The organism is Sagittula salina (assembly GCF_017813235.1).
In the GTDB taxonomy this organism is placed as follows: domain Bacteria; phylum Pseudomonadota; class Alphaproteobacteria; order Rhodobacterales; family Rhodobacteraceae; genus Sagittula; species Sagittula salina.
Map to the genome: position 1 here is coordinate 52,495 of NZ_JAGISH010000003.1, position 22,248 is coordinate 74,742.

A 22,248-nucleotide genomic window follows, 5' to 3' on the forward strand; every position below is an offset into this window, starting at 1 on the left:
CCATGGCCAAGCCACGCAAGGTAATCGTCACCTGCGCCGTTACCGGCGCGATCCACACGCCCTCCATGTCGCCGCATCTCCCGGTCACTGCGGCCGAGATCGCCGAGGCCGCCATCGGGGCCGCCGAGGCCGGGGCCGCCATCGTTCACCTGCACGCCCGCGACCCGCGCGACGGCCGCCCCGACCAGACGCCGGAGGCCTTCGCGCCCTTCCTCGGTGTCATCAAGCAGGCCTCCGACTGCGTTGTGAACATCACCACCGGCGGCGCGCCGACCATGACGGTGGAGGAACGCGTCCGCCCCGCCGAACACCACCGCCCGGAAGTGGCCAGCCTCAACATGGGCTCGATGAACTTCGGTCTCTTTCCCATGCTGAAACGGTTCCCCGACCTGGAACACGAATGGGAACGCGACTACGTCGGCAACAAGAACATCATCTTCAACAACAGCTTTGGCCAGATTGAATACATCCTGACCACGCTCTTGCCGCTGGGCACACGGTTCGAGTTCGAGTGCTACGACACGGCGCATCTCTATAATCTGAAGTATTTCCTCGACGCGGGCCTGGTGAAGCCGCCGCTGTTTATCCAGACAGTTTTTGGTCTCATGGGCGGGATCGGCGCGCATCCCGACGACGTGATGCACATGAAGCGCACGGCGGATCGACTCTTTGGGGATACCTATATCTGGTCGGTGCTGGGCGCAGGGAAGAACCAGCTTCCGATTGCCGCCATGGCGGCGGCCATGGGGGGTAACCTGCGTGTGGGACTCGAGGATTCGCTCTGGATCGGGCCGGGGAAACTGGCACGGTCGAATGCGGAACAAGTCGCCAAGGCCCGCCAGATCGTGGAGGGACTGGGTTTACAACTGGCAACACCCGATGAGGCCCGCGAGGCGCTGGCGCTCAAGGGCGCCGACAAGGTCGGTTTCTGAGTCATGCGGGCAGGGGGTCGCGTGGTCCCTGCCCTTTCAGCAGGCTGCGCCAGTCCAGGCGCCCCTGCGCCTCGGCGCTCAGAAGCATGCGTGCGTAGGCATTCGCGTTTCTAAGCTTTTCTGTCCGCTCATGAAGATAGCCCAGTAGCATAAAGGCGCGTTGCGGGCCGAGTGCCCGGATTTCCGGCCATATTCTTCGCAAGCCTATCTCTCGGGCAAGCCTGTCCATGCGATCGTGACAGTCAGACAGCGTGCGGCACGCGCGCAGCCGTGCGCAAAGCCGGGGGAAGGCACGTTCCATATCCACATCCTCGGGTGGCTCGGCTCTTACTTCAGGGTTAATATCGGTCTCTTTGTGCCCCTCAATTGCGGTGTCGTTCCCCCTCAAATCGCGGGGCACGGCATTGTTTTGATACAGGTTTTCCACCGGAACGGGGGTTTCCTCGCTGATTTGGTGAAGGAGGTCGGCATGGAGGGCTTCGAGGGCCTCGGCGGAAGACTTGCGACGCAGCACCAGAAAGGCGCGGTCAATCAGTTCATGCGCCGAAGTCGCAACGCCATCGACCTGCTCTTTCAGCTGTGCCACTGCCATCCGGCAGCGGTCACGCAACACGCGCAGAGCGGTTTCACGGTCCTCCTGCGCGTCACCCATGGTCCGGAGTTCCTCGTGCCGGTTCAGCAGCGGCAGCAGCGACAGCCCGGTTGCCAGTACCACCCGGCCCAGCCGGTCCCGCCGCGCCCAGCGTTTTCCGTTGGCGCTGGCGTGGCGATCGATGAGGCCAAGTTTGACCAGGAGTCCGACATGCCGTTCCACAGTCTGCACGCTCACATGCGCACGCTCCGCAAGCGCCCGGTTCGAGGCAAAACAGATGTGGTTGTCGGCACGTGCCGCGTTCAGCCGGTCATCTGGCAGGAACGACAGCATCGCGCGCAAGATGTTCAGTGACGTGGCCTTCAGGCCGAGCGGTCGGCGGGCGCGTTCCACCGCGCGCAGCAATTGCCAACGGTCGGGCAGGGGGCCGCCGTGCCCTGCCACAGTCTGCGACAGGGGCCCCCCGGTGCGGGGGTGAATGATTTTCTGTGTCATGGTTTGCCAGCAGGCAAGGAAATCCCGGTCGCACGGATGCGTTTGGTCTTGTTTGCCGATTCGAGTGCTGCTACCCTTCAGGTGTCAAGCTAAGGGCGCCTAGTGCGCTGCAGCCCTCGAAGCCTCCGGTTTCGGGGGTTTTCCTTTGTCCTTTCTCCCTTTCTCTGCGCGTTGCCTCAATTTTCCTCTGGAGTGTTTACAGTTGTAAACACTTCGAAGCTCTCTTCGACGATCCGGGCGAGGTTCTCGTCGAGCCACGTCCCGAATGCCGCGTTTTCTCCAGTCTTTGCCACCGACAGCGTGACGGAGCCGCGCCCGGAGCGGATCGTGACCCCCTCCATCGGCTGGATTTCCAGGGTTTGCGCCGGACGGGCGACGCGGCGCGAGACCTCGCGCACAACATGATTCAGCCGCTCGTCGGAGGTCAGCTCAGGGTCAGCACGGTCGAGGATGGCGTGCAGCCTCTCTTCGGTCACCTTTTCGTGCTGGAATGCCTCCGCCAGCGCCATCCACTTGGGGCGCCCCGATTTCGGCGCGGCGCCAATGCGGTCACCGATGGAATCGGGGATGTATGTCGCGATCTTCTGCAGATGCGACAGGTAGGAGCGCGTCAGCCCCAGCACTTTGCGCGCGGTGGTGTTGTCATAGCCGAGCCGCTGGATGACGGCGGCAAAGCGGGCCCGTTCATAAAACGACAGGTTGCGGCGGGCGGCGTTTTCCAGCCCTTTCGCCAGCAGGGCCGCGTCGTCCGAAAGGTCCTGAACATTCGCGCGGACCTTGATGCCCAACTCGCGGCAGGCCTGCAAACGACGGCGCCCGTAAATGACCTGAAACCGACCATCGGTCGGTGCGCGCCGCACGAGGATGGGGACTTGCTGGCCTCCTTCCGCGATGCTTGCCCGCAGCCCTTCGAGCCCGTCTTCCTCTTCGGGCGTGCTTACAGCTGTAAGCGGATCGAGCCGATCCGTCGGCCCCCAGTCATCGACCAGCGCGGGATCGATTTCGCGGATCGCGGAAAGCGAGCCCTGAAGCGCGCCAAGCGCGGGCGCACCGCTGCGGGCGGGGCGGTCCTTCGCAGGGCCGGACCGCGCGATTGTGCTGGCGATACCCGACATGTCCCCGAGTGATTTCCGTGCCATCAGCTACGCCCCCATGCCCGTTGAATCATGGTTTCGATCTCATGTCCCACCGCGTCCATCGACTGCTTTGCCCTGTCGTAGGTCGCGCGCGTCATGTCAGAGCGCACCACCTCGTAGATCGACTGTTTGAGCATGGTCGCATCGCTGATTGCGGTGGATTTCAAGGCCGTTGCCGACATCACCCGGTCCTGGAAAAGCGCCCTCATGAAGCTGGTCAGCTGCTGCGACGGCACGTCTGTCGGTTCGTCGCGGGTGATGAGAAAACGGAAGTTGTCGTAGTGCAGGGTCGCGCCAGCGTCCTCGATCACGCCCATATAGGCACCGACCAGTTCCATGAACTGCGCGGTCGACGACACGTCGAGCATCGAAGGCGTGAGTGGCACGATCAGGGAGGTCGCCGCCGCCATGCCGGAGATCGTCAGAAAGCCCAGTTGCGGAGGGCTATCCATCAGGACGATGTCGTAATCGCCCTCAATTTGCTCCAGTGCGGCGCGGATGCGGGTAAAGAACGGCTGGTCGGGTGCCGAATGCACCGCAGATTCGGTTTCGAACTCCGACAGCATCAACCGCGACGGGGCGAGGCTGAGCCCGGGGAAATAGGTGTCCTTGATGACCTCGGAAAATGGCATGGGATCGTCGTAGCGGATCGCGTCATAGACGGTGAGGCCCTCGAATTCGATTTCCGGCGAGATCCCGCACATCGAAGTCAACGATCCTTGCGGGTCGAGGTCGATGGCCAGAACGCGGTAGCCCCGCAGCGCGAAGTAATGCGCGAGGTGAATCGTGGTCGTGGACTTCGAGGAGCCGCCCTTGAAGTTCATCAGTTGCCAGACCTGCAATCGGTCGCCATCCCGGCGACCGGGCATATAGCGTCCCTTCTTGCGAGATGTCGTTTCGAGCACGCGTCGGGCATTCAGCAGATCCTGAGCGGTGTAATAGCGGCGACCGGCGCGGATGTCCGCGGGTTCGGGCAGGGTGCCTTCGGCGTGGGCCTTGCGCAGGAACTGGCCGGATACACCGAGCAGATCCGCCACTTCGGGAGCGGAAAAGGCGCGCAATGATTTGGTGTTGTCCGGCGCGAAGGCCGACAGCAGGTGTTCCCGGATTGCGGTCGTCAGGCGTTCGGAAATATCCTGCGCCAACTCAGACGGACGGTCTGCCGAGATCGGTGTCACGGGAATCATGTGGTTGCCCCAAAATGCTCAATGTGGCCTTTTCCGCGCCACTTGGGGATAAAAGGTGCGATTCACGGCCTTAAGTCAACGATAATCTTGGGAATAGCGCATCTACACCGGCAATTTCTGCAACCACAGCACGGGCTTGATGGCAATCCCCTAGCTCCCTTTCGCGCCACTGTTTAACTGAAGATGAAACCTTCGCGGCGAATTTCCGGAGTGGCAATGAAAGCCCGTGCATATGTTTACAACTGTAAATTATTGTATGTCCGCAGGGTATGTGACACAAGATATGGTAGGCTTATCCATTCTCAGCTAATAATGGCAACGGATGTCGCGCGGAAATTCCAGCCCCATGAATTTCGACAGCGGAGCAAGGGCTGGTTGAAAAGTCCGTCTGTGCCCCCTTTCCTGCCTGTTTCCTCTTTGGCAGCGCGTGCGCCATTGAAACCGCGCGCGGCTTGCGGTTCTGATGGCGCTCCGAGGCAGAATCAAATGGAGCGGACAGGTGCAACACCGTGTCTTGAGCGGCGGCGTCCCGGTGGCGGAGACCACCACGCCGGCCCCCGAATCGCGTGGTGCGCGGGCGCCGGAGCTGCGCGTCATTGCCGCAACCAGCACGCGGTTGCCGGTCGGGTCGCGGCGCGAGGGCGAAGACGATCGCCGCGCGCGGAGCCGCTACCTGCTGGTGTCGCACCCCGAAGGCGGGTTGGTGCTGATCGACGGCGGTGCGGGTCCTGGTATGGTGCCGCGACGGGGCAGGGGCCTCACGCCGGTGGGGCTGCTGACGCCCTGGGACTTGCTGGCAGCCATCGAGGTATCGCCAATTCAGTTGACCGGGGCGGTGGCCACGGGGCTGGATCCCGACCGGGTGTCCAACTTCGGGCGGCTGCCGCAGGGCATACCGCTGTATTGTTGCGACCGGGCGTTCGCGGCCGCGACCTCTGGCGGTATCGCGGGCGGGCTGCCGCGCCCTGCCACTCAGGGGCCGGGCGCGAGCCTCGGCAAGGCTCGGACGGCGCTGCAGCCGGTGAGCGCCCTGCCAGAGGCGGCGTGGCACGGTGTGACGGGGCGTGACCTTTTTGGTGATGGATCTTGCCTGCTGATTGCGTTGACCGACCGAACCACCGGACACATTGCTGTGCTGATGCCGAGGGTGGAACGGATCGCGCACCCGATGCTCTGGCTTACCCGGCCGGATCTGCGCATCACCGCCGAAGACGGCAACCGCGCTTTGCGGGGGATGCCGGAAGTGGTGCGCCGCCTGATGAAGCTTGATGCCCGCCTCTTCCACGCCGCCGACCCCGGTTCGACGGAGATCGACGTGGCGGAAATCTGACAGGTCTTAGCGCGGCGCGGGGAAAACGCGCCCCTCCATGAGCTTGCGCGCCGTGCGCAGCGTCCCGGCAGAAGCCACGCGGCCATCGGCGTCACGGTGCAGCAGGACTTCGGCCGTACCGCTTGGATGTTCGACTGCGAATATGTCGCTGCCCGGCGGGGCGGCCACCTGCGCGGCGGGTCCGTCTGGCAGGCAGCAGGCGGCGGCTACGGTGACGGCGGCAAAGACCCCGATTGAAGCGTGACAGCGGTGCGGGATGAAGCTGCGCGTCGCGATCACGCCGCCTGCGCGCGGGGCTGAGACGAGCGTCATCTTGGGTACCGATTTCTGCGCCACGTTGCCAAGGTTCATCATCGGCCCGGCCTTCAGGCGGATCGACTCCAACCGCGCCTTCAGTCCTGCGTCGGCCTCCAACGTCTCACGGTCCTCGGCGCCCGTAAGACCAAATTCGGAGGCAAGCAGTATGGCGCAGGGCATGCCGTAGTCGATCAGCGTGACCTGGATGCCGTCAATCACGTCGACGGTGCGGCCCGTGGGCAGCATGGTGCCGCACATCGACCCTTCGATTCCGGTGAACATGAGCGGTACGGCGGCATGTGTTCCGGGCACGCCGTCGATACGGGCGTTGCCTTCATAGCTCACCCGCCCGCCCGGCGTCGTCACGGTTGCCACGGCGACCTCGCCGGTGTTGACCATATGGATCCGCACGTGGGACGCATCGCCCGTTGCGGAGACCAGCCCGCGCTCGATGGCGGCGGGTCCGACGCAGGCGAGGATATTGCCACAGCCCTGTGTGTCAGTCACCACCGGACGGTCGGTGAAAACCTGAAGAAAGAGGTAATCCACGTCGGCGTCCGGGCGCGAGGGCGGCGAGAGGACGGCGACCTTGGAGGTCAGCGGGTCGGCACCGCCGATGCCGTCGATCTGGCGGGGGTCGGGGCTGCCCATGATCGCCAACAGAAGCGAGTCCCGTTCGGCGGGGTCGGGGGGCAGATCTGTGGCGAGAAAGACCGCCGCCTTCGACGTGCCGCCGCGCATCCAGAGGCAGGGGATGCCGCCGTCAAAGGATCGGTCAGACATATTTCAACCCCTTCGCCTCCAGCCGCTCGCGCATGCCGTAGATATCGAGCCCCAGTTCACCCGCCGCCAGCCGCTGCCGCTTTGCCTCTTCTGCATCGAGGCGCTCTTGCGCGGCGGCCATGACGGTTTCGGCCTCGGCACGGGGGATAACACAGACGCCATCATCGTCGGCCACGATCACGTCGCCGGGATTGACCAGAGCACCCGCACAGACCACGGGTACGTTGACCGATCCCACGGTCTCCTTCACGCAGCCCTGCGCGGAGACAGCGGTCGACCACACATGGAATCCCATCGTCCGCAGGTCGCGTGTGTCCCTTACGCCCGCGTCGATCACCAGGGCCCGGCATCCCCGCGCCATGGCCGAGGTGGCCAGCAGGTCGCCGAAATACCCCATGTCGCAGGGCGCGGTGGGGGCCAATACCATCACGTCCCCCTCCTGCAGCTGCTCGATGGCCACGTGCACCATCCAGTTGTCCCCCGGCGCGGCAGAGATGGTCACCGCAGAGCCCGCGATAGCGACATCCTGCTGGATAGGGCGCATCCCCGCGCCCATCAGTCCGTTTCGCCCCTGGGCCTCGTGCACTGTGGCAACCCCGGCGGAGCCGAGCCGCTTGATCACCGCTCCCGAGGCGCGTTCGATGTCCTGTTTCACGATGCCCATGGTTCTCTCCCTGTTTTCAAACGTCGAAGGGTCCGCGCCCGCGCCAGCCGGAGCGAAGCTCCGTCGGATCGCCCGCGTCAGAGGGCGAAGCCGTTATTTCCGAACCGGTGGCGTGCCATGGGTGTGGAAACTCTCGATGGTCTTCAGCCCCCAGGCCTGTCCCTTTTTCCGGTCGTTTTCGGTCCAGCAGACTGGTTCCCAATCCGGGGCGAGGATCAGGCGGGCGCCGGCGTTGGCAAGTTCCACCCGGTTGCCCGCCGGTTCCCAGACATAAAGAAAGAAGGTCCCCTGGATGGCATGCTTGTGCGGTCCGGTCTCGATATGTACGCCGTTCTGCAGGAAGATATCCGCAGCGCGCAGGATGTCCTCGCGCTGATCGGTGGCGTATGTGATGTGGTGCAGGCGCCCGCCTCCGCCGCCGTGCTCCTCGGTGCAGGCAAGGTCGTAGGTCTTGTTGTTCACGGTGAACCAGCAGCCGCCGAGGCGCCCGTTGTCCAGCTGGATATATTCGGTCACGCGGGAGCCGAGGCAGGTTTCCATGAAACGACGGACCTCCGTCACGTCTTCCGCCAGCAGGTTCACGTGGTCGAGCCGACGGGGCGCGGCGCCGGTGAAGGCGGAGGCGGTATTCTTCAGCGCGGCCCTGTCGGATTCGGCCTGTGGCTGATACCAGCGCGTCTCATGATAAAGCTCGAAGACATGGCCGAAGGGGTCCTCGAAGCGGAAGGCTCGCCCGTGGCCCTGGTCACCCTCGACCCATCCGTGGGTTTTGTAGCCCGAACCTTGGATTGCCGAGACGCGGCGATCGAGTGCCTCCACCGAGGCGCAGCGGTAGCCGATGTGGGCGACGCCGGTGGTGTCGGAGCGGGTCAGTTTGAGAGTGTGGTACTCGTAGTCGTCCCAGGCGCGCAGGTAGGCGGAGGTTGCGTCCTCGCCCGACAGTTTCAGCCCGTAGAGGCGGGTGAAAAAATCAAGGCTCTCGTCGTAGCGGTCGGTCAACATCTCCACGTGGCCCAGGTGGGCGACGTCGAAACTCGGGTTGGTGACGGTCATGCGATCCTCCCTCAGAGGGCGTCGACGCAGCGCGGGAACACGCTCTGGAACCCTTCGGCATACTGGCAGTCGCGTCCGCCAGCCTGCCCGCCGGAGTTGCGCGTGAAGTGGTTGGCACGCTGCTGGGCGACGCGCGTGTAGTAGTCCCATAGATGGACCTGCCCCTGCATCGCCTCCATGGCGGCGCGCTTCTTGTCCCAGACCGGGGTGATGTCGAGGAAGGTGTCCGGCTTCCAGCCCATCTGCTCGGTCTGGTGCGGCTCGAAGAGGTAGAGCTGCGGCGCACCCAGTACCTTTTCGCCGGGATTGTGGCCCCAGGCCTGCGCGATCATCCGGCATTCCAGCGCCACCTGCGTCATGTACATGTGGTCGGTGTTGTAGGGGTCGTACTGGGAATGCGACATCATCCAGGCGGGTTGCACGGCGCGGATCAGGTCGACGAGGCGGAACTTGTCCTCCTTCTCCAGCTGCAGCGGGTAGTCGCCCAGGTCGAAGCATTCCAGCCGCGCGACGCCGAGCGCCTCTGCCGCGGCCTCCGCCTCTCCGCGCCGGATGGCCTTCACCTCCTCCAGCGTCTTGCCGTCCTTCCACAACCGCGCGCTCTCACCGCGCTCGCCGAAGGACAGGCAGGCCACAGTGACGTCCACCCCCTGTTCGGCGGCAAGCGCGATGGCCCCGCCACAGCGCCAGACAAAATCGGCGGCATGGGCAGAAATGACGAGTGCGGTGCGGGTCATGCAGGGCTCCGGTTCTGTTTACTCACTTCTTGGCATCCCACGGCGAACCGGGCAGGGGCAATTTCAAAACATCCCCCTTGGCATAAGTTCATGCTATAGCGATCCGGAAACCGCAGGTCGGAAAGCACCGGGCCCGCGTCCGGAAAAACCAACAATACTCGCCGCAAGACGGACCGTACCCCATGCTATCCCGCAATCTCAGGCATTTCCGCCTGTTTCTCGCCGTAGCGGAACTCCGCAGCCTCACCGCCGCCGCCGAGCGCGCGCGCATTTCGCAACCCGCCGTCACGCAGTCGCTCAACAAGCTGGAAAAGGACACTGGCGGCGCGCTGTTCGAGCGCAACCGGCAGGGCGTTTTCCTGACCGAACGCGGCAGGGTGTTCGAAAGCCGTCTGCGATGCGCCATGGACCGGCTTGACGCGGCGCTGCGCGAGGTTTCGCCACGGCTGGTGCTGACGGCGACGGCGGCGCAGCTGGAGGCGCTGATCGCCGCCTCGGAGGCGCAGAACTTCACGCTGGCTGCCCGAACCCTGAAGCGTGCGCAACCGACAGTCCACCGCGCCGTGGCGCAGCTGGAACGTGGGGCGGCACGAGCCCTGTTCGAACGCACGTCCTTTGGCATGGTGCCGGTGCGGGCCTGTCAGAATCTGGCTCAGTCGGCGCGGCTGGCGTTTACCGAGATCGCGCAGGCGGAAGCGGCGCTTGCGGACTTCGATGGGCGCGAGGTCGGGCGGATCGTCATAGGATCGTTGCCGCTGTCACGATCCGTGGTGCTGCCAGAGGCGCTGGCGCGGTTCCGGGAGGCGCGCCCCAAGCAGCCGGTAACGGTGATCGACGGCGATTACGACGCCTTGTTGCTGCGTCTGAGGCGGGGCGAGGTCGATCTGATGATCGGCGCCATGCGAGATCCGCTGCCCATCGGGGACGTGACGCAGGAGCCTTTGTTCGACGACGTTCTGAGCATAGTGGCGCGGCCCGGGCACGCTTTGGCCGGGTCTCGGGTGGGGCTTGACCTGCTGGTGGATCACGCCTGGGTGGTGCCGCGCCCCGGCACGCCCTCGCGGGAACAGTTCGACGCGCTGTTCACGGGGCGCGTGGCGATGCCCGACAGCATTCTCGAATGCGGGTCGATCCTGTTGATGCGGGAGCTGTTGCAGCGCTCCGACCTTTTGGGCTGCATCAGCGCGCGGCAGGCGCGGGCGGAGGTGGAGGCAGGCCTCCTTGTAGCTCTCGATACGGGGATCGGCTGGCCACGCCGGGGTATCGGGCTGACCACGCGCGCCGGCTGGGTGCCGACGCCCGCGCAGGCACAGATGTTGGACCATATCCGCGCCGCCGCGGGCGAATTGCCCGCGCTATAGGCGATCGCGCCCGTGGCCAGGTCAGGCCTGCACTGCGCGCGTGGCGAGGCGCTGCATTTCCTCGAACAGTGCGAAACGCGGACCGTGCCAGCCGCGATCAGCATCGGGCTGCGTGACGTCCCCGGCACGAGACATGGCCGCCATGGCCTGTGTGGCGTCGGCGTATACCCCGGCCGCCAGTGCGCCCAGCATGGCGGAGCCAAGCAGCACCGGTTCTGCCGTTTTGGGCGCCACGACGGGCAGGCCGGTGGTATCGGCGAGGATCTGGCGTACCACCGGATGCCTCCCGGCGCCGCCGCTGATGGCGATGCGCGCAACGGTAGCGCCTTCGCGGGCCTGCGCCTCGATGATCTGGCGCAGCCCGTAGCCCAACCCACAGAGAGTCGCACCGTAAAGCGCCTTCAGGGACTCCAGATCGCGCCCCATGCCGAGCCCGACGATCACCGCGCGGCGGTGCGGGTCGGCGTGCGGCGCGCGATTGCCCAGCACCTCCGGCAGGACGTGCAGGCCCCGGACCAGCGAAGGCAGGTCGCCCAGGCGATCCGCCAGCCAGGCCGGGAGCGATTTGCCCTCGGCCTGGGCCAGCGCGCGGGCTTCGGTGGCAAAGGGGTGGTGATCGATCAGCTGATCCACGGCGGCCCCGGCGGCGGACTGACCACCCTCGTTCAGCCACATCCCCGGCACCATGGCGGACTGATACGGCCCCCAGACACCGGGAACAAAGGCAGGGTCGCGCGTTGTCGTCATGGTGCAGGAGGAGGTGCCGAAAACATAGGCCATGTCCTGCGCCGGATCGCCAGCCGTTCCTACGGTGCCAAGCCCGCCGGCGTGCGCGTCGATCAACCCTGCGCCGACAGGGGTGCCTTCGACCAGGCCGAGGTCGGCGGCCGCCTGCGCCGTCAGACCGGCCCCCAGCGCCGTACCGGCAGGAACCACCCGCGCGCCGATCCGGTCAAAGTCATCGTCGCAAAGTTCGCCCAGGCCGATCCTTTCGAAATACCCGGCATCCCAGCGGGCTTCGTGCGCGAGGTAGGTCCATTTGCAGGTCACCGTGCAGATCGAACGTGCGCAGTCGCCCGTCGCCCGCCACGTCAGGAAATCGGTCAGGTCCATGAACTGCCGCACGGCGGTGTAGTGGTGGGGCACATTTTCCTTTAGCCACAACAGTTTGGGCGTCTGCATCTCCGGCGAGATGTGACCGCCGACATAGTCCAGAACCGGGTGACCGATGGCGTTGATCCGCTCTGCCTGTTCGGTGGCGCGGTGGTCCATCCAGACAATGATGTTGCGGCCGTCTTCCAGCGGCAGCGGCACGCCGCCAGCACCCAGCAGAACAAGCGAACAGGTGGCGTCGAACCCCAGCCCCTTGATGTCCCGGGCGCTCACACCGGCTTGCGCCACCGCGCCGCGCACGGCGGCGCAAACCGCTTGCCATATCTCGTCGGAGGATTGCTCCACCCGGTTTCCCGGGCCTTTCCACAGCGCGATCTCCTGCGCGGCGGTGCCCAACAGCGTGCCGCGTGCATCAAAGACCCCCGCCCGTGCAGAGCCGGTGCCCACGTCTATTCCGATCAGATACATGCGCTCGCTCCCCACCGTTATTCCTGTCAGCGCATGACTGACGCCGCGCGCGTGGGCTGTCAACGGCATGCAGGCGCGGTCGCGGAGCGCCCTAGACCGGACCGGCGTAACGTCCCCGCGCATCAAGGCGGATGGCCCGGCACGGTTTGCCGGGAGTCAGCCGCCCGAGGCCAAAATCCTGCCGGAGCAGTCGCGCCGGTGCCCGCGTCGCCATCTCCAGCGCCCGCGCCCGGTCCAGACCGAGACTGCCCAGCACCCGGAGCGCCTGCGGCATGTCCAGATCCGCCCCGGCCAGCGTGCCGTCTTCCAGCGTGAGTCGCCCGTCACGGCGGAGGACGCGGCGACCGTTCAGGGTGAATTCGGTGATCTCCGAACCCACCGGCGGCATGGCGTCGGTGACGAGGAACAGCGAGGCATCGGTCTTGGGCGCCGCCAGCGCCAGCCGCAGTGCCGCCGGGTGCACGTGGATGCCGTCGGCGATCACGCCGGCGCTGACCTGCGGCGCGTCCAGCACCGCGCCTACCATCCCCGGCGCGCGGTTGCCGAGCTGGCTCATGGCGTTGAACAGATGGGTAGCGCAGCGCACCCCGGCACCGAAGCACGCCATGGCGGTATCATACTCGCAATCCGTGTGGCCCAGCGAAAGGATCACCCCCGACGCCGCCAGCCGGTGCATCCGCTCCAGCGAGACGGACTCAGGCGCGACGGTGACCATGAGATTGGGCAGGCGCTGCACCGCCTCAAGAAGAAAGGCCTCGTCGGCGTCCGTCATCGCGCGGATCAGGGCGGGGTCGTGTGCGCCCTTCCGGGCCATCGAGAGGTGCGGCCCCTCGAGGTGAAGGCCAATGACGCCGGGCGCGCCCTCTGCCACGGCCTGCGCCACGGCATCCACCGCCGCGCGGGTGCGGTCTGGTGTGTCGGTGATCAGCGTGGGCAGCAGGGCCGCCGTGCCTGTGGTGGCGTGGGCCTGCGCGATACGCGTGACCCCCCGGGCGGTGGTATCCTCGTTGAACAACACCCCGCCGCCGCCGTTCACCTGCAGATCGACGAACCCCGGCATGAGCGTGCCGCCGAAAACCTCGGCTCCCTCCGGTGCGGGGACGATGGCCTGCAGGACGCCACCCTCCAGCGCCAGCGCGTGGCCGTGCCAGAGCGTTTCGCCGTCAAATATTTCGCGCGCCGCGATCAGGTGCATCATACCGTCTCCGTCACCTTGCGCAGGTGGCGCGGGTTGTCGGGGTCCACGCCGCGTGCGCGCGCGACCTGTTCGACCATGGCATAAAACGACACGATCAGCGCCAGCGGGTCAGTCAGCGGATGGCCTGTGCGCACGGCGGGCAGGGCCACCGCGTCCTGCGCCGCGCTGGAGGTGGTGAAGACCTGTGCGCCCATGCCCGCGAGTTTCTCGGCCACCTCGACCAGCCCCTTCTGTGCGGCGTCCCGCACCGCAAGCGCGATCACCGGAAAGCCGCGCCCGACGATGGAGACGGGGCCGTGCAGGACCTCCGCGCTCGAATAGCTTTCGGCATGCAGCTGGCATGTTTCCTTGAACTTCAGCGCCGCTTCGTTGGAGGCGGCGTAGCAGGGGCCTCGGCCCAGACAGTAGAGTGATTCGGCCTCTCCGAGGGCGTCGCCCAGCGGGGACCAGTCGGCGTCCACCGCCTGTGCCAGCGCGTCTGGCAGGGCGTGCAGGGCCGCCAGCAGGGGCGCGTCGCGCAACAGCTCCGCGACCAGCCAGACGCCCGCCACGGCGGAGGTCACGAAGGTCTTGGTCGCGGCGACAGACAGCTCGGGGCCGGCGTGCAGCGCGAGCGCGTGGTCGGAGACCTGCGCCAGCCTGGAGTCCAGGTGGTTGGTCAGGCCCAGCGTCAGCGCGCCCTCCTCGCGCATCATCGTCACCATCTGCACGATGTCCGGGCTGGCCCCGGATTGCGAGATGGCGAGGCAGGCCGCCCCTTTCACCCGCAGACGCGCCCCGTAGATGGAGGTGACCGACGGCCCGACGGAGGCAACCGGCAGGCCGGCCATGATCTCGGCGGCGTATTTCACGTACGTCGCGGCGTGGTCCGAGGAGCCCCGCGCGACCGTTGCCAGAAAGGGCGGATCGAGCGTGCGCAGGGCGTCGGCGGCGCGGGCCATGCCATCCGCGCCGTTTTCCAGCAGGCGGGCCACGGCATCGGGGATCTCGCGCACCTCGCGTTTCATGTGGCTTGGCTGGATTTCGGTCATGGCTCGCCCCCGAGGGTCAGGTCCGCGACAAACGTGTAGGCGTCGGCGCGGTAGAGTGATTGCGTGAATTCGCAGACCCGCCCGGAGGCGAGGAAGGACGTACGCTCCATCCGCAGGCCCGGCGCGCCGGGGGCGAGGTCGAGCAGTTCGGCATCCGGGCCGTCGACGATCACCGCCGTCAGCTTCTGCACGGCCCGGACGGGCATGGTGCCCTGTGCCTCGAGCACGGCATAGAGCGACTGCGCCACCTCCAGCGGGTTCGGCAGGATGTCGGTCGGCAGGGAGGCGCGCTCGATTGCCATGGGGGCGCCGTCGGCCAGCCGCAGGCGGGCGATGCGGGCAACGGAATCGCCGTCGTGCAGCGACAGGGCGTCGACCTCTTCCGGCGTGGGCAGAAAGAACCCGCGTTCGAGCCAGCGGGCGGTGACGGTCAGGCCCCGGCGGGCCATGTCCTCGGTAAAGGAGGTGAGGCGGGTGAGTGCCTGATTCACCCGTGCGGGCGTCGGTGCCACGAAGGACCCGGAGCCCTGACGTTGCACGATGCGGCCCTCGTCGACGAGGCTCTGGATCGCCTTGCGGACAGTGACGCGGCTGAACTCCGTAATGGTGGCGATCTCGCGTTCCGGGGGCAGGGGGGCGCCGGGGGGCAGTTGGCCGCCCTCGACGCCCGCGCTCAGGCGGTTGCGCAATTGCAGGTAGCGCGGCCCGGCTTCGGGTCGATACCAGTCAGCGGGATGGAGGAAATCCGCGATGGTCATGGCGCGGCTCTTGCGGCAAGGCGCAGCGCGCCATCAAGCGCGGAACCCTGCGGTTCGGTCAGCCCCGCGGTAAGGGGTGCCGGCAACCACTCGGCATAAAGCGGCCCTACGCCGCCAGTCAGACAGAGCGGCGCCCCGTCGCGGTGGTCGAGTGCGCGTAGGCCTTGTGTGATCCAGCCGGCACCGGCGGTCATCAGGCCGGTGGCGGTGGCGTCGCCCGCACGCGCGGCCGCGACGATGCCGGGGGCGAGTGTGGCAAAGTCATGCGCCCTTGCACTCGTGGCGAAGGTCACGATGCCCGCCGCGCCGCCACGTTGGTCGAGCGTCTGCGCGACGAAGGGGGTGGGAGGTGACACCCCATCCGCGACGCGCAAGGCATGGCGCAGGAGTTCGCGCCCGAGCCACGCGCCGGATGCCTCGTCCGAGAGCAGGAACCCCCAGCCGCCGACAGAACGGATGCCCTGCGGGCCCTGTGCCGCGACAAAGCTGCCGGTGCCGATTGCGGCAAGTGCGCCGTCACGGGGGCCGAGCGCGCCCGCGACCATGATATCGCGGTCCTCCGTAACGGTGAGCCGGGTCAGCGGCAGGCCCTCGGCCACGCGCTGCCCGATGGTGTCGGAGATCACTCCGGCCAACCCTGCGTGCGCGGGCGCATCGCGCAAAGCCTCCAGTGTCAGGTTGGCGGCCTCCGCCGCCATGTCCAGCGCCGCGCGCAGGTTCGCGACCGTGGCGGCAAGGTCGGTGGTGGCATTGGCCGGGCCGCCCTGGGTAGTTGCCAGGACCGGTCCATCCGCGCGGGCGATCGCGACGCGGCAGCCGGTGCCGCCGCCGTCCATGCCGATCAGATAGGGCGCGGGTGCGGTGCTCATGCCCCCTTGCTAACATGCGTCTTGGGATTTGAGAACACCAAAGTGATACCAATAGGCGTAGATTGCACCAATGGCCTGCGACCCCTTGTCAAAAGGTATTGTTTAGGTATCGTACCGTAAATCTTTCGGAGACTCACATGCCCGACTCCCCGCGCCCTGTCGACGCCCTGCCGCCCGAGGCGGCCCTGCGCGCGATGCTGGACGGGCAACAGGCGGCGCTGCGCGTGATCGAAGGGGCGCTTGAACAGATCGCGGCAGCCTCTGACCTCATGGCGAAAACGCTGAAGGGCGGTGGCCGGGTAGTCTACGTGGCGGCGGGCAGTTCGGGCCTCATGGCGCTGGCGGATGCCTGCGAACTTCCGGGCACATTCGGGATCGACCCCGCGCAACTGCGGCTGGCCATGGCGGGGGGCATTCCCACCGGGCCATGGATGCCAGGCCATACAGAGGACGAAACCGACACCTCTGCGGTCGATGACCTGTCGGAGGACGATCTGGTGATCGCGCTCTCGGCCTCTGGCACCACGCCGCAGGCCTGTGCGCTGGCCGATGCGGCACAGGCGCGGGGTGTGACGGTGGTCGCGCTGGCCTGCGTGGCGGAGGCGCCATTGCTGAAGCGTGCCGACGTTGCCATTGCCCTGCCGACCCCGGCGGAGGTGGTCGAGGGATCGACCCGCCTGGGCGCGGGCACGGCGCAGAAGGCGGCGCTCAACATGCTCTCGACGCTGGCGGGTATCCGGCTGGGCCACGTGCACGAAGGCCTTATGGTCAACCTGCGCGCTGACAACGCCAAGCTGCGCGCCCGCGCCACGGGCATTGTCGCGCGCCTTGCCGCCACCGACTGCGACACCGCCGCGGCTGCGCTGCGCGCTACGGACGGCAATACCAAGGCCGCCGTGCTGGTGGCCGAGGGCCACGACCCCGCCACGGCCGCGCGCCTTCTTCACGACAACGACCACGACCTGCGCCGCGCGCTCGCGTCCGAACGCGCAATGGGGGCGTGCAACACGAAGAGCCTGTTGAGCAGGCCAACCATCCAACAAGGAGAGACCACATGACCAAGACCCTGAAAGGCGCCCTGCTGCTGAGCGTTCTGGCCTGCGCCGCCCACGCCGAGGACGTCACGCTGACCATCGAAAGCTGGCGAAACGACGACCTGAAGATCTGGCAGGACGAGATCATCCCCGCCTTCGAGGCCGAGCACCCCGGCATCACGCTGAAGTTCACGCCCTCCGCCCCTGCGGAATACAACGCCATCCTCAATTCGAAGCTGGACGCGGGATCGGCGGGCGACATTATCACCTGCCGCCCCTTCGACGCCTCGCTGGCGCTGTATGACGGCGGCAAGCTGGCGGACCTGTCGGACCTGCCCGGCATGGCGAATTTCTCGGACGTGGCGAAATCCGCATGGATCACCGACGACGGCCAGCACCCGTTCTGCGTACCGATGGGCGCCGTGATCCATGGCTTCATCTACAACAAGGAGATCTTTGCCGAACTCGGGCTGGAAGAGCCGAAGACCGTCGCGGAATTCCACGACGTGCTGGCGAAGATCAAGGAGGACGGCAGCTATATCCCGATGGCGATGGGTACCAACGACCAATGGGAAGCCGCCACCATGGGCTACCAGAACATCGGCCCGACCTACTGGAAGGGCGAGGAGGGCCGCACCGGCCTGATCGAGGGCAAGGCGAAGCTCGACGATCCCGCCTTCACCGAGGTTCTGTCCGAACTGGCGACCTGGGGCGACTACATGGGCGACGGCTTCGAGGCGCAGACCTACCCCGACAGCCAGAACCTGTTCACCCTGGGCCGCGCGGCGATCTACCCGGCCGGGTCGTGGGAGGTCTCGGGCTTCAACGGTCTGGCCGATTTCGAGATGGGCGCTTTCCCGCCGCCGGTAAAGGCCGAGGGCGATACCTGCTACATCTCGGATCACACCGATATCGGCATCGGCATGAACGCCGCCTCTGCCCACCCGGAGGAAGCGAAGGTGTTCCTCGACTGGGTGGCTTCGCCGGAGTTCTCGAAGATCTTCGCCAACGCGCTGCCGGGCTTCTACCCGCTGGCCTCCGAGCCGGTGGAGATCACCGACCCGCTTGCGGCCGAGTTCGCGTCCTGGCGCGACGAATGCCAGAGCACGATCCGGTCCTCCTACCAGATCCTGTCGCGCGGCACGCCGAACCTGGAGAACGAGCTGTGGAACGCCTCGGCCAACGTGATCCGCGGCACTGAATCACCCGAGGACGCCGCCAAGCGTCTGCAGGAGGGCCTATCCTCCTGGTACGACAAGCAGAAGTAAGGGCACCGGCCCCGGGGCGTGACCCCGGGGCCACCCGGACCGGAGGCCGCCATGCCGAAACCCCATGTCCTGATCTTCCTCGCGCCCGCAGTGCTGGTCTACACAGCGGTGATGATCTACCCGCTGTTTGACACACTGCGTCTGGCGCTGTTCGCCGCCGACGGGCAGGAGCGCGTCTATGTCGGGCTCGCCAATTTCCGGCGGCTGTTCCTGGACCCGCTGTGGTCGGATCAGTTCTGGAACGCGCTGGGGAATAACTTCTGGTTTTTCCTGATCCACATGCTGGTGCAGAATCCTATCGGCGTGGCGCTGGCGGCGCTGCTGTCCTCGCCGCGACTGCGGTTTGCGGCAGCCTACCGCACAGCGATCTTCGTTCCCACGATCCTGTCCTTCGTCATCGTGGGTTTCGCGTGGAAGCTGATCCTCTCACCGATCTGGGGCATTGCGCCGTCACTGTTGGACGCGGTGGGGCTGAAATCGCTCTTTGCGCCGTGGCTGGGCAAGGAAGCCTACGCGCTGACCACGCTGGCGCTGATCTCTGTCTGGCAGTTCGTCGGCATCCCGATGATGCTGATCTACGCCGCGCTGTTGTCGATCACCGAAGAGATCCTCGAGGCGGGCGAAGTCGACGGCATCACGGGCATGGCGGCCTTCTGGAAGATCAAGCTGCCGCTCATCCTGCCGTCCATAGGGATCATCTCCATCCTGACATTCGTGGGCAACTTCAACGCCTTTGACTTGATCTATGCCGCCCAGGGCGCGCTGGCGGGGCCGGATTTCTCCACCGACATTCTGGGCACATTCCTGTACCGGACGTTCTTCGGTTTTCAATTGCAGCTAGGCGATCCCTATATGGGGTCGGCCATCGCGTCAGCCATGTTCGGTATCATCCTCGTGGGGGTCTGTATCTACCTCTTCGGCATCCAGCGCCGCCTGCGGCACTACCAGTTCTGACCGATGAAGCGTCTGACCCCCGCCCTCATGCACCTGGCGCTACTGACCTATACGGTTGTCGCGCTGTTCCCGGTCTTCGTGATCCTTATCAACAGTTTCAAAGCGCGCAAGGCGATCTTCCGCGAACCTCTGGCGCTACCGGACGCCGACAGTTTTTCGCTGGTCGGATACCAGACGGTAGCGATGCAGGGGGATTTCCTGCTGTATTTCCAGAATTCCATGATTGTGACGGTGGCTTCGCTGACCTTCATCCTGTTGTTCGGGGCGATGGCGGCTTTTGCGCTGTCGGAATACCGGTTCCGGGGCAACACGCTGATGGGGCTGTACCTGGCGCTGGGGATCATGATCCCGATCCGCATCGGCACAGTGGCCATTCTGGAAATGATGGTGAAGACGGGGCTGGTGAACACGCTCTGGGCGCTGATCCTCGTCTACACCGCACAGGGTCTGCCGCTGGCCGTCTTCATTCTGTCGGAGTTCATGAAAGGTGTGTCGGACGATCTCAAGAACGCCGGCCGCATTGACGGGCTGAGCGAGTACGCGATCTTCTTCCGGCTCGTGCTGCCGCTGGTGCGCCCCGCGCTGGCCACCGTCGCCGTATTCAACATGATCCCGATCTGGAACGACCTGTGGTTCCCGCTGATCCTTGCCCCCGCCGAGGAGGTGAAGACGCTGACACTCGGCTCCCAGGTCTTCATCGGGCAGTTCGTGACGGACTGGAACGCGGTGCTGTCGGCGCTGTCAATGGCGATCCTGCCGGTGATGGTTCTATATGTCGTTTTTTCGCGGCAACTCATTCGGGGGATCACCTCGGGAGCGGTGAAATGACGAGCCGACTGAACACCGTCACGCCCGGTGGATACGCCGGGCAGCCCCCGATCGCCCCTTTCGCGCACCCTAAGAAGGGAAACACCGCATGATCCGTGTCCTGATCGCGGGCCTCGGCAACATGGGCTTTTCCCATGCGCTGGCCCACCACAACCATCCCGACAGTCAGATCGTCGGCATCGTGAAGCGTTCGCCCGAACCCGACCCGCGCCTGCCGTATCCCGTCTGGACCGACTTCCACGAAGCGCTGCGCGAGACCCGCCCCGATCTCGTTGTCATCGCCACCTACACGGACACCCATGCCGCATTCGCCATCGCGGCAATGGAACAGGGCGCGCATGTCTTTGTGGAAAAACCGCTGGCGCTGACCGTTGCGGATGCGCGCCGGGTGGTGGAGATGGCGACAAGGCTGAACCGCAAGCTGGTCGTCGGATACATCCTGCGTCACCACCCTTCGTGGGTGCGGTTCATCGAGGAGGCGCGCGCCCTTGGCGGGCCATATGTCTTCCGCCTGAACCTCAACCAGCAGTCCGAGGGCGCGACCTGGGAGACGCACAAGGCGCTGATGCAGACGACATCTCCGCTGGTCGATTGCGGCGTGCATTACGTGGACGTGATGTGCCAGGTCTGCGGCGCCGATCCGGTCTCTGTTACCGGGATCGGTCTGCGGCTGTCGGAGGAGATCGCGCCTGACATGTACAACTACGGCCAGCTCCAGGTGCGGTTCAGCGACGGGTCAGTGGGCTGGTACGAGGCCGGCTGGGGCCCGATGATGTCGGAGACGGCGTTTTTCGTGAAGGACATCGTGTCGCCCAACGGTGCGGTGTCGATCCGCGACCCCGACACGGGCGATTCCGACTCCGTCGACGGCCACACCCGGGTCGGCTCCCTGCTGGTGCATCGCCCCGGCGACGACCGCCTGATCGACCTCCCGGACGAACCCGGGCACCAGGACCTGTGCGACGCGGAACAGGCATTCGTCCTGCGCGCCATGGCGGAGGATACCGACCTGACGCGCCACATGGCGGAGGCGGTCGACAGTCTCGCCATATGCCTCGCCGCCGACCGATCCATCCGCACCGGGCAGCCGGTGAACCCGAAGGACATGACATGACCGCGCTCACCCTCGAAAACGTCTCGAAGTCCTTCGGCAAGGTCGAGGTGCTGAAGGACATCGACCTGACGGTAGAGGATGGCGAATTCATCGTTTTTGTCGGGCCGTCGGGCTGCGGGAAATCCACGCTGCTGCGGGTCATCGCCGGGCTGGAGGAAGCGACCTCCGGTGAGGTGTCCATTGACGGCGAAAAGGTCAACGGCATCCCGCCCGCCCGGCGCGGCATCGCCATGGTGTTTCAGAGCTACGCCTTGTACCCGCACCTGACGGTGCAGGACAACATGGCGCTGGGGCTGAAGCAGGACGGCGCGCCCAAGGCCCGCGTGGCGGAGCAGGTCGCAAAGGCGGCGCGGATGCTCGATCTCGAACCCTATCTGAAGCGCCGACCCGCCGAACTGTCCGGCGGCCAGCGCCAGCGCGTCGCCATCGGGCGGGCCATCGTGCGCGACCCGAAGCTGTTCCTGTTCGACGAGCCGTTGTCGAACCTCGACGCGGCGCTCAGGATGAACACGCGGGTCGAGATCGCAGCCCTGCACCGCACGCTGAAGGCGTCGATGATCTACGTGACCCACGACCAGATCGAGGCCATGACGCTGGCTGACCGCATCGTGGTGCTGCGCGACGGGCGGATCGAGCAGGTCGGCGCGCCGATGGACCTGTACAACGACCCCGCGAACCGCTTTGTCGCCGGGTTTCTGGGCGCGCCGTCGATGAATTTCTTCGAACGGCTCCCCGGCACGCGGGCGGGAGAAGTGCTGGGCGTCCGGCCGGAGTACCTGCGCCCCGAGCAGGGCGGGCGTCTGCGCGGCACCGTCACCCACGTCGAACGGCTGGGTGGTGATACGAACCTTTTGGTGGCTTCCGATGCGGGCGAGGGGTTTGCCGTCCGGCTTTTCGGGCAGGACCCCACGCGCGTGGGCGATGATGTGGCATTCGACTTTGACGACGCTCGCGCGCTGCGGTTCGACGCCCTGGGGCGGCGGATGCGGTAGGTCTTGGCCGCGGAGCGGATTTCCGTGACTGCGTCGCATTGCCGGCAAGGGCGA

21 protein-coding genes are annotated in these 22,248 nt (G+C 66.1%); 9 read left to right on the forward strand and 12 right to left on the reverse strand.

The window, feature by feature from the left end; genetic code table 11:
* Window positions 1-2: 2 nt before the first annotated feature.
* Window positions 3-932, forward strand: coding sequence for a 3,5-dioxohexanoate:acetyl-CoA acetone transferase (gene kce / locus J5474_RS06535; protein ID WP_209360014.1), 930 nt, complete (start codon window positions 3-5; stop codon window positions 930-932).
* Between the two features lies 1 nt (window position 933).
* Here the strand turns inward: kce and J5474_RS06540 are convergent, their stop codons facing one another.
* From J5474_RS06540 to repA, 3 genes are all read right to left on the reverse strand, one after another.
* The gene (locus J5474_RS06540) at window positions 934-2,019 is read right to left on the reverse strand and encodes a helix-turn-helix domain-containing protein (protein WP_209360015.1); all 1,086 of its coding nucleotides are present in this window, start codon (window positions 2,017-2,019) and stop codon (window positions 934-936) included.
* A gap of 176 nt (window positions 2,020-2,195) precedes the next feature.
* On the reverse strand, window positions 2,196-3,158 hold the full coding sequence (gene repB, locus J5474_RS06545; RefSeq protein ID WP_209360016.1) for a plasmid partitioning protein RepB: 963 nt from the start codon (window positions 3,156-3,158) through the stop codon (window positions 2,196-2,198).
* Complete coding sequence (repA, locus tag J5474_RS06550; RefSeq protein WP_209360017.1) at window positions 3,158-4,342, reverse strand: plasmid partitioning protein RepA; 1,185 nt, start codon at window positions 4,340-4,342, stop codon at window positions 3,158-3,160. The genes repB and repA overlap by 1 nt, the downstream gene beginning before the upstream one ends.
* A 499-nt stretch (window positions 4,343-4,841) precedes the next feature.
* Between repA and J5474_RS06555 the strand changes: the two genes are divergently transcribed.
* Window positions 4,842-5,672 carry an MBL fold metallo-hydrolase gene (locus tag J5474_RS06555; protein ID WP_209360018.1) on the forward strand — a complete coding sequence of 277 codons (831 nt, stop codon included), beginning with the start codon at window positions 4,842-4,844 and terminating at the stop codon, window positions 5,670-5,672.
* A gap of 6 nt (window positions 5,673-5,678) precedes the next feature.
* Here the strand turns inward: J5474_RS06555 and J5474_RS06560 are convergent, their stop codons facing one another.
* The 4 genes from J5474_RS06560 to J5474_RS06575 form a co-directional block, all read right to left on the reverse strand.
* Window positions 5,679-6,752: a 4-oxalomesaconate tautomerase gene (locus J5474_RS06560; RefSeq protein ID WP_209360019.1), complete on the reverse strand. Its 1,074-nt coding sequence runs from the start codon at window positions 6,750-6,752 to the stop codon at window positions 5,679-5,681.
* A complete protein-coding gene (locus tag J5474_RS06565) occupies window positions 6,745-7,416 on the reverse strand; it encodes a 4-carboxy-4-hydroxy-2-oxoadipate aldolase/oxaloacetate decarboxylase (RefSeq protein ID WP_209360020.1) in 672 nt (223 codons plus the stop codon). Before J5474_RS06565 ends, J5474_RS06560 begins: the two co-directional genes overlap by 8 nt.
* A 93-nt stretch (window positions 7,417-7,509) precedes the next feature.
* A complete protein-coding gene (locus J5474_RS06570) occupies window positions 7,510-8,469 on the reverse strand; it encodes a VOC family protein (RefSeq protein WP_209360021.1) in 960 nt (319 codons plus the stop codon).
* A gap of 11 nt (window positions 8,470-8,480) precedes the next feature.
* Window positions 8,481-9,206 carry a PIG-L deacetylase family protein gene (locus J5474_RS06575; RefSeq protein ID WP_209360022.1) on the reverse strand — a complete coding sequence of 242 codons (726 nt, stop codon included), beginning with the start codon at window positions 9,204-9,206 and terminating at the stop codon, window positions 8,481-8,483.
* A gap of 182 nt (window positions 9,207-9,388) precedes the next feature.
* On the opposite strand from J5474_RS06575, the gene J5474_RS06580 reads away from it, so the two are divergent.
* A complete protein-coding gene (locus J5474_RS06580; RefSeq protein ID WP_209360023.1) occupies window positions 9,389-10,567 on the forward strand; it encodes a LysR family transcriptional regulator in 1,179 nt (392 codons plus the stop codon).
* Window positions 10,568-10,588: 21 nt separating this feature from the next.
* Here J5474_RS06580 and J5474_RS06585 read toward each other — a convergent pair whose 3' ends face one another.
* From J5474_RS06585 to J5474_RS06605, 5 genes are all read right to left on the reverse strand, one after another.
* A complete protein-coding gene (locus tag J5474_RS06585) occupies window positions 10,589-12,148 on the reverse strand; it encodes an FGGY-family carbohydrate kinase (protein ID WP_209360024.1) in 1,560 nt (519 codons plus the stop codon).
* 91 nt (window positions 12,149-12,239) lie between these two features.
* Window positions 12,240-13,346: an N-acetylglucosamine-6-phosphate deacetylase gene (gene nagA, locus J5474_RS06590; RefSeq protein WP_425342864.1), complete on the reverse strand. Its 1,107-nt coding sequence runs from the start codon at window positions 13,344-13,346 to the stop codon at window positions 12,240-12,242.
* Window positions 13,343-14,377, reverse strand: a complete 1,035-nt coding sequence (locus J5474_RS06595) for an SIS domain-containing protein (protein WP_209360025.1) — start codon at window positions 14,375-14,377, stop codon at window positions 13,343-13,345. Before J5474_RS06595 ends, nagA begins: the two co-directional genes overlap by 4 nt.
* Entirely contained in the window at window positions 14,374-15,135 is a 762-nt protein-coding gene (locus J5474_RS06600) for a GntR family transcriptional regulator (protein WP_209360026.1), read from the reverse strand. The genes J5474_RS06595 and J5474_RS06600 overlap by 4 nt, the downstream gene beginning before the upstream one ends.
* Entirely contained in the window at window positions 15,132-16,004 is an 873-nt protein-coding gene (locus J5474_RS06605) for a glucosamine kinase nucleotide-binding domain-containing protein (RefSeq protein ID WP_209360027.1), read from the reverse strand. Before J5474_RS06605 ends, J5474_RS06600 begins: the two co-directional genes overlap by 4 nt.
* A 137-nt stretch (window positions 16,005-16,141) precedes the next feature.
* Here J5474_RS06605 and J5474_RS06610 point away from each other — a divergent pair, with 137 nt between their 5' ends.
* From J5474_RS06610 to J5474_RS06635, 6 genes are all read left to right on the forward strand, one after another.
* On the forward strand, window positions 16,142-17,062 hold the full coding sequence (locus tag J5474_RS06610; protein WP_209360028.1) for an N-acetylmuramic acid 6-phosphate etherase: 921 nt from the start codon (window positions 16,142-16,144) through the stop codon (window positions 17,060-17,062).
* The gene (locus J5474_RS06615) at window positions 17,059-18,306 is read left to right on the forward strand and encodes an ABC transporter substrate-binding protein (RefSeq protein ID WP_209360029.1); all 1,248 of its coding nucleotides are present in this window, start codon (window positions 17,059-17,061) and stop codon (window positions 18,304-18,306) included. The genes J5474_RS06610 and J5474_RS06615 overlap by 4 nt, the downstream gene beginning before the upstream one ends.
* Window positions 18,307-18,357: 51 nt before the next feature.
* On the forward strand, window positions 18,358-19,260 hold the full coding sequence (locus J5474_RS06620; protein WP_209360030.1) for a carbohydrate ABC transporter permease: 903 nt from the start codon (window positions 18,358-18,360) through the stop codon (window positions 19,258-19,260).
* Between the two features lie 3 nt (window positions 19,261-19,263).
* Window positions 19,264-20,088 carry a carbohydrate ABC transporter permease gene (locus tag J5474_RS06625; protein WP_209360031.1) on the forward strand — a complete coding sequence of 275 codons (825 nt, stop codon included), beginning with the start codon at window positions 19,264-19,266 and terminating at the stop codon, window positions 20,086-20,088.
* Between the two features lie 88 nt (window positions 20,089-20,176).
* A complete protein-coding gene (locus tag J5474_RS06630; RefSeq protein WP_209360032.1) occupies window positions 20,177-21,202 on the forward strand; it encodes a Gfo/Idh/MocA family protein in 1,026 nt (341 codons plus the stop codon).
* Entirely contained in the window at window positions 21,199-22,194 is a 996-nt protein-coding gene (locus tag J5474_RS06635) for an ABC transporter ATP-binding protein (RefSeq protein WP_209360033.1), read from the forward strand. The genes J5474_RS06630 and J5474_RS06635 overlap by 4 nt, the downstream gene beginning before the upstream one ends.
* The last annotated feature ends 54 nt before the right edge of the window (window positions 22,195-22,248 follow it).

Excerpts from the sequence above, each read along its gene's own strand:
- kce (WP_209360014.1), top strand. The coding sequence starts at position 3 with ATGGCCAAGCCACGCAAGGTAATCGTCACCTGCGCCGTTACCGGCGCG.
- J5474_RS06540 (WP_209360015.1), bottom strand. The coding sequence starts at position 2,019 with ATGACACAGAAAATCATTCACCCCCGCACCGGGGGGCCCCTGTCGCAG.
- repB (WP_209360016.1), bottom strand. The coding sequence starts at position 3,158 with ATGGCACGGAAATCACTCGGGGACATGTCGGGTATCGCCAGCACAATC.
- repA (WP_209360017.1), bottom strand. The coding sequence starts at position 4,342 with ATGATTCCCGTGACACCGATCTCGGCAGACCGTCCGTCTGAGTTGGCG.
- J5474_RS06560 (WP_209360019.1), bottom strand. The coding sequence starts at position 6,752 with ATGTCTGACCGATCCTTTGACGGCGGCATCCCCTGCCTCTGGATGCGC.
- J5474_RS06565 (WP_209360020.1), bottom strand. The coding sequence starts at position 7,416 with ATGGGCATCGTGAAACAGGACATCGAACGCGCCTCGGGAGCGGTGATC.
- J5474_RS06570 (WP_209360021.1), bottom strand. The coding sequence starts at position 8,469 with ATGACCGTCACCAACCCGAGTTTCGACGTCGCCCACCTGGGCCACGTG.
- J5474_RS06575 (WP_209360022.1), bottom strand. The coding sequence starts at position 9,206 with ATGACCCGCACCGCACTCGTCATTTCTGCCCATGCCGCCGATTTTGTC.
- J5474_RS06580 (WP_209360023.1), top strand. The coding sequence starts at position 9,389 with ATGCTATCCCGCAATCTCAGGCATTTCCGCCTGTTTCTCGCCGTAGCG.
- J5474_RS06585 (WP_209360024.1), bottom strand. The coding sequence starts at position 12,148 with ATGTATCTGATCGGAATAGACGTGGGCACCGGCTCTGCACGGGCGGGG.
- nagA (WP_425342864.1), bottom strand. The coding sequence starts at position 13,346 with ATGATGCACCTGATCGCGGCGCGCGAAATATTTGACGGCGAAACGCTC.
- J5474_RS06595 (WP_209360025.1), bottom strand. The coding sequence starts at position 14,377 with ATGACCGAAATCCAGCCAAGCCACATGAAACGCGAGGTGCGCGAGATC.
- J5474_RS06600 (WP_209360026.1), bottom strand. The coding sequence starts at position 15,135 with ATGACCATCGCGGATTTCCTCCATCCCGCTGACTGGTATCGACCCGAA.
- J5474_RS06605 (WP_209360027.1), bottom strand. The coding sequence starts at position 16,004 with ATGAGCACCGCACCCGCGCCCTATCTGATCGGCATGGACGGCGGCGGC.
- J5474_RS06610 (WP_209360028.1), top strand. The coding sequence starts at position 16,142 with ATGCCCGACTCCCCGCGCCCTGTCGACGCCCTGCCGCCCGAGGCGGCC.
- J5474_RS06615 (WP_209360029.1), top strand. The coding sequence starts at position 17,059 with ATGACCAAGACCCTGAAAGGCGCCCTGCTGCTGAGCGTTCTGGCCTGC.
- J5474_RS06620 (WP_209360030.1), top strand. The coding sequence starts at position 18,358 with ATGCCGAAACCCCATGTCCTGATCTTCCTCGCGCCCGCAGTGCTGGTC.
- J5474_RS06625 (WP_209360031.1), top strand. The coding sequence starts at position 19,264 with ATGAAGCGTCTGACCCCCGCCCTCATGCACCTGGCGCTACTGACCTAT.
- J5474_RS06630 (WP_209360032.1), top strand. The coding sequence starts at position 20,177 with ATGATCCGTGTCCTGATCGCGGGCCTCGGCAACATGGGCTTTTCCCAT.
- J5474_RS06635 (WP_209360033.1), top strand. The coding sequence starts at position 21,199 with ATGACCGCGCTCACCCTCGAAAACGTCTCGAAGTCCTTCGGCAAGGTC.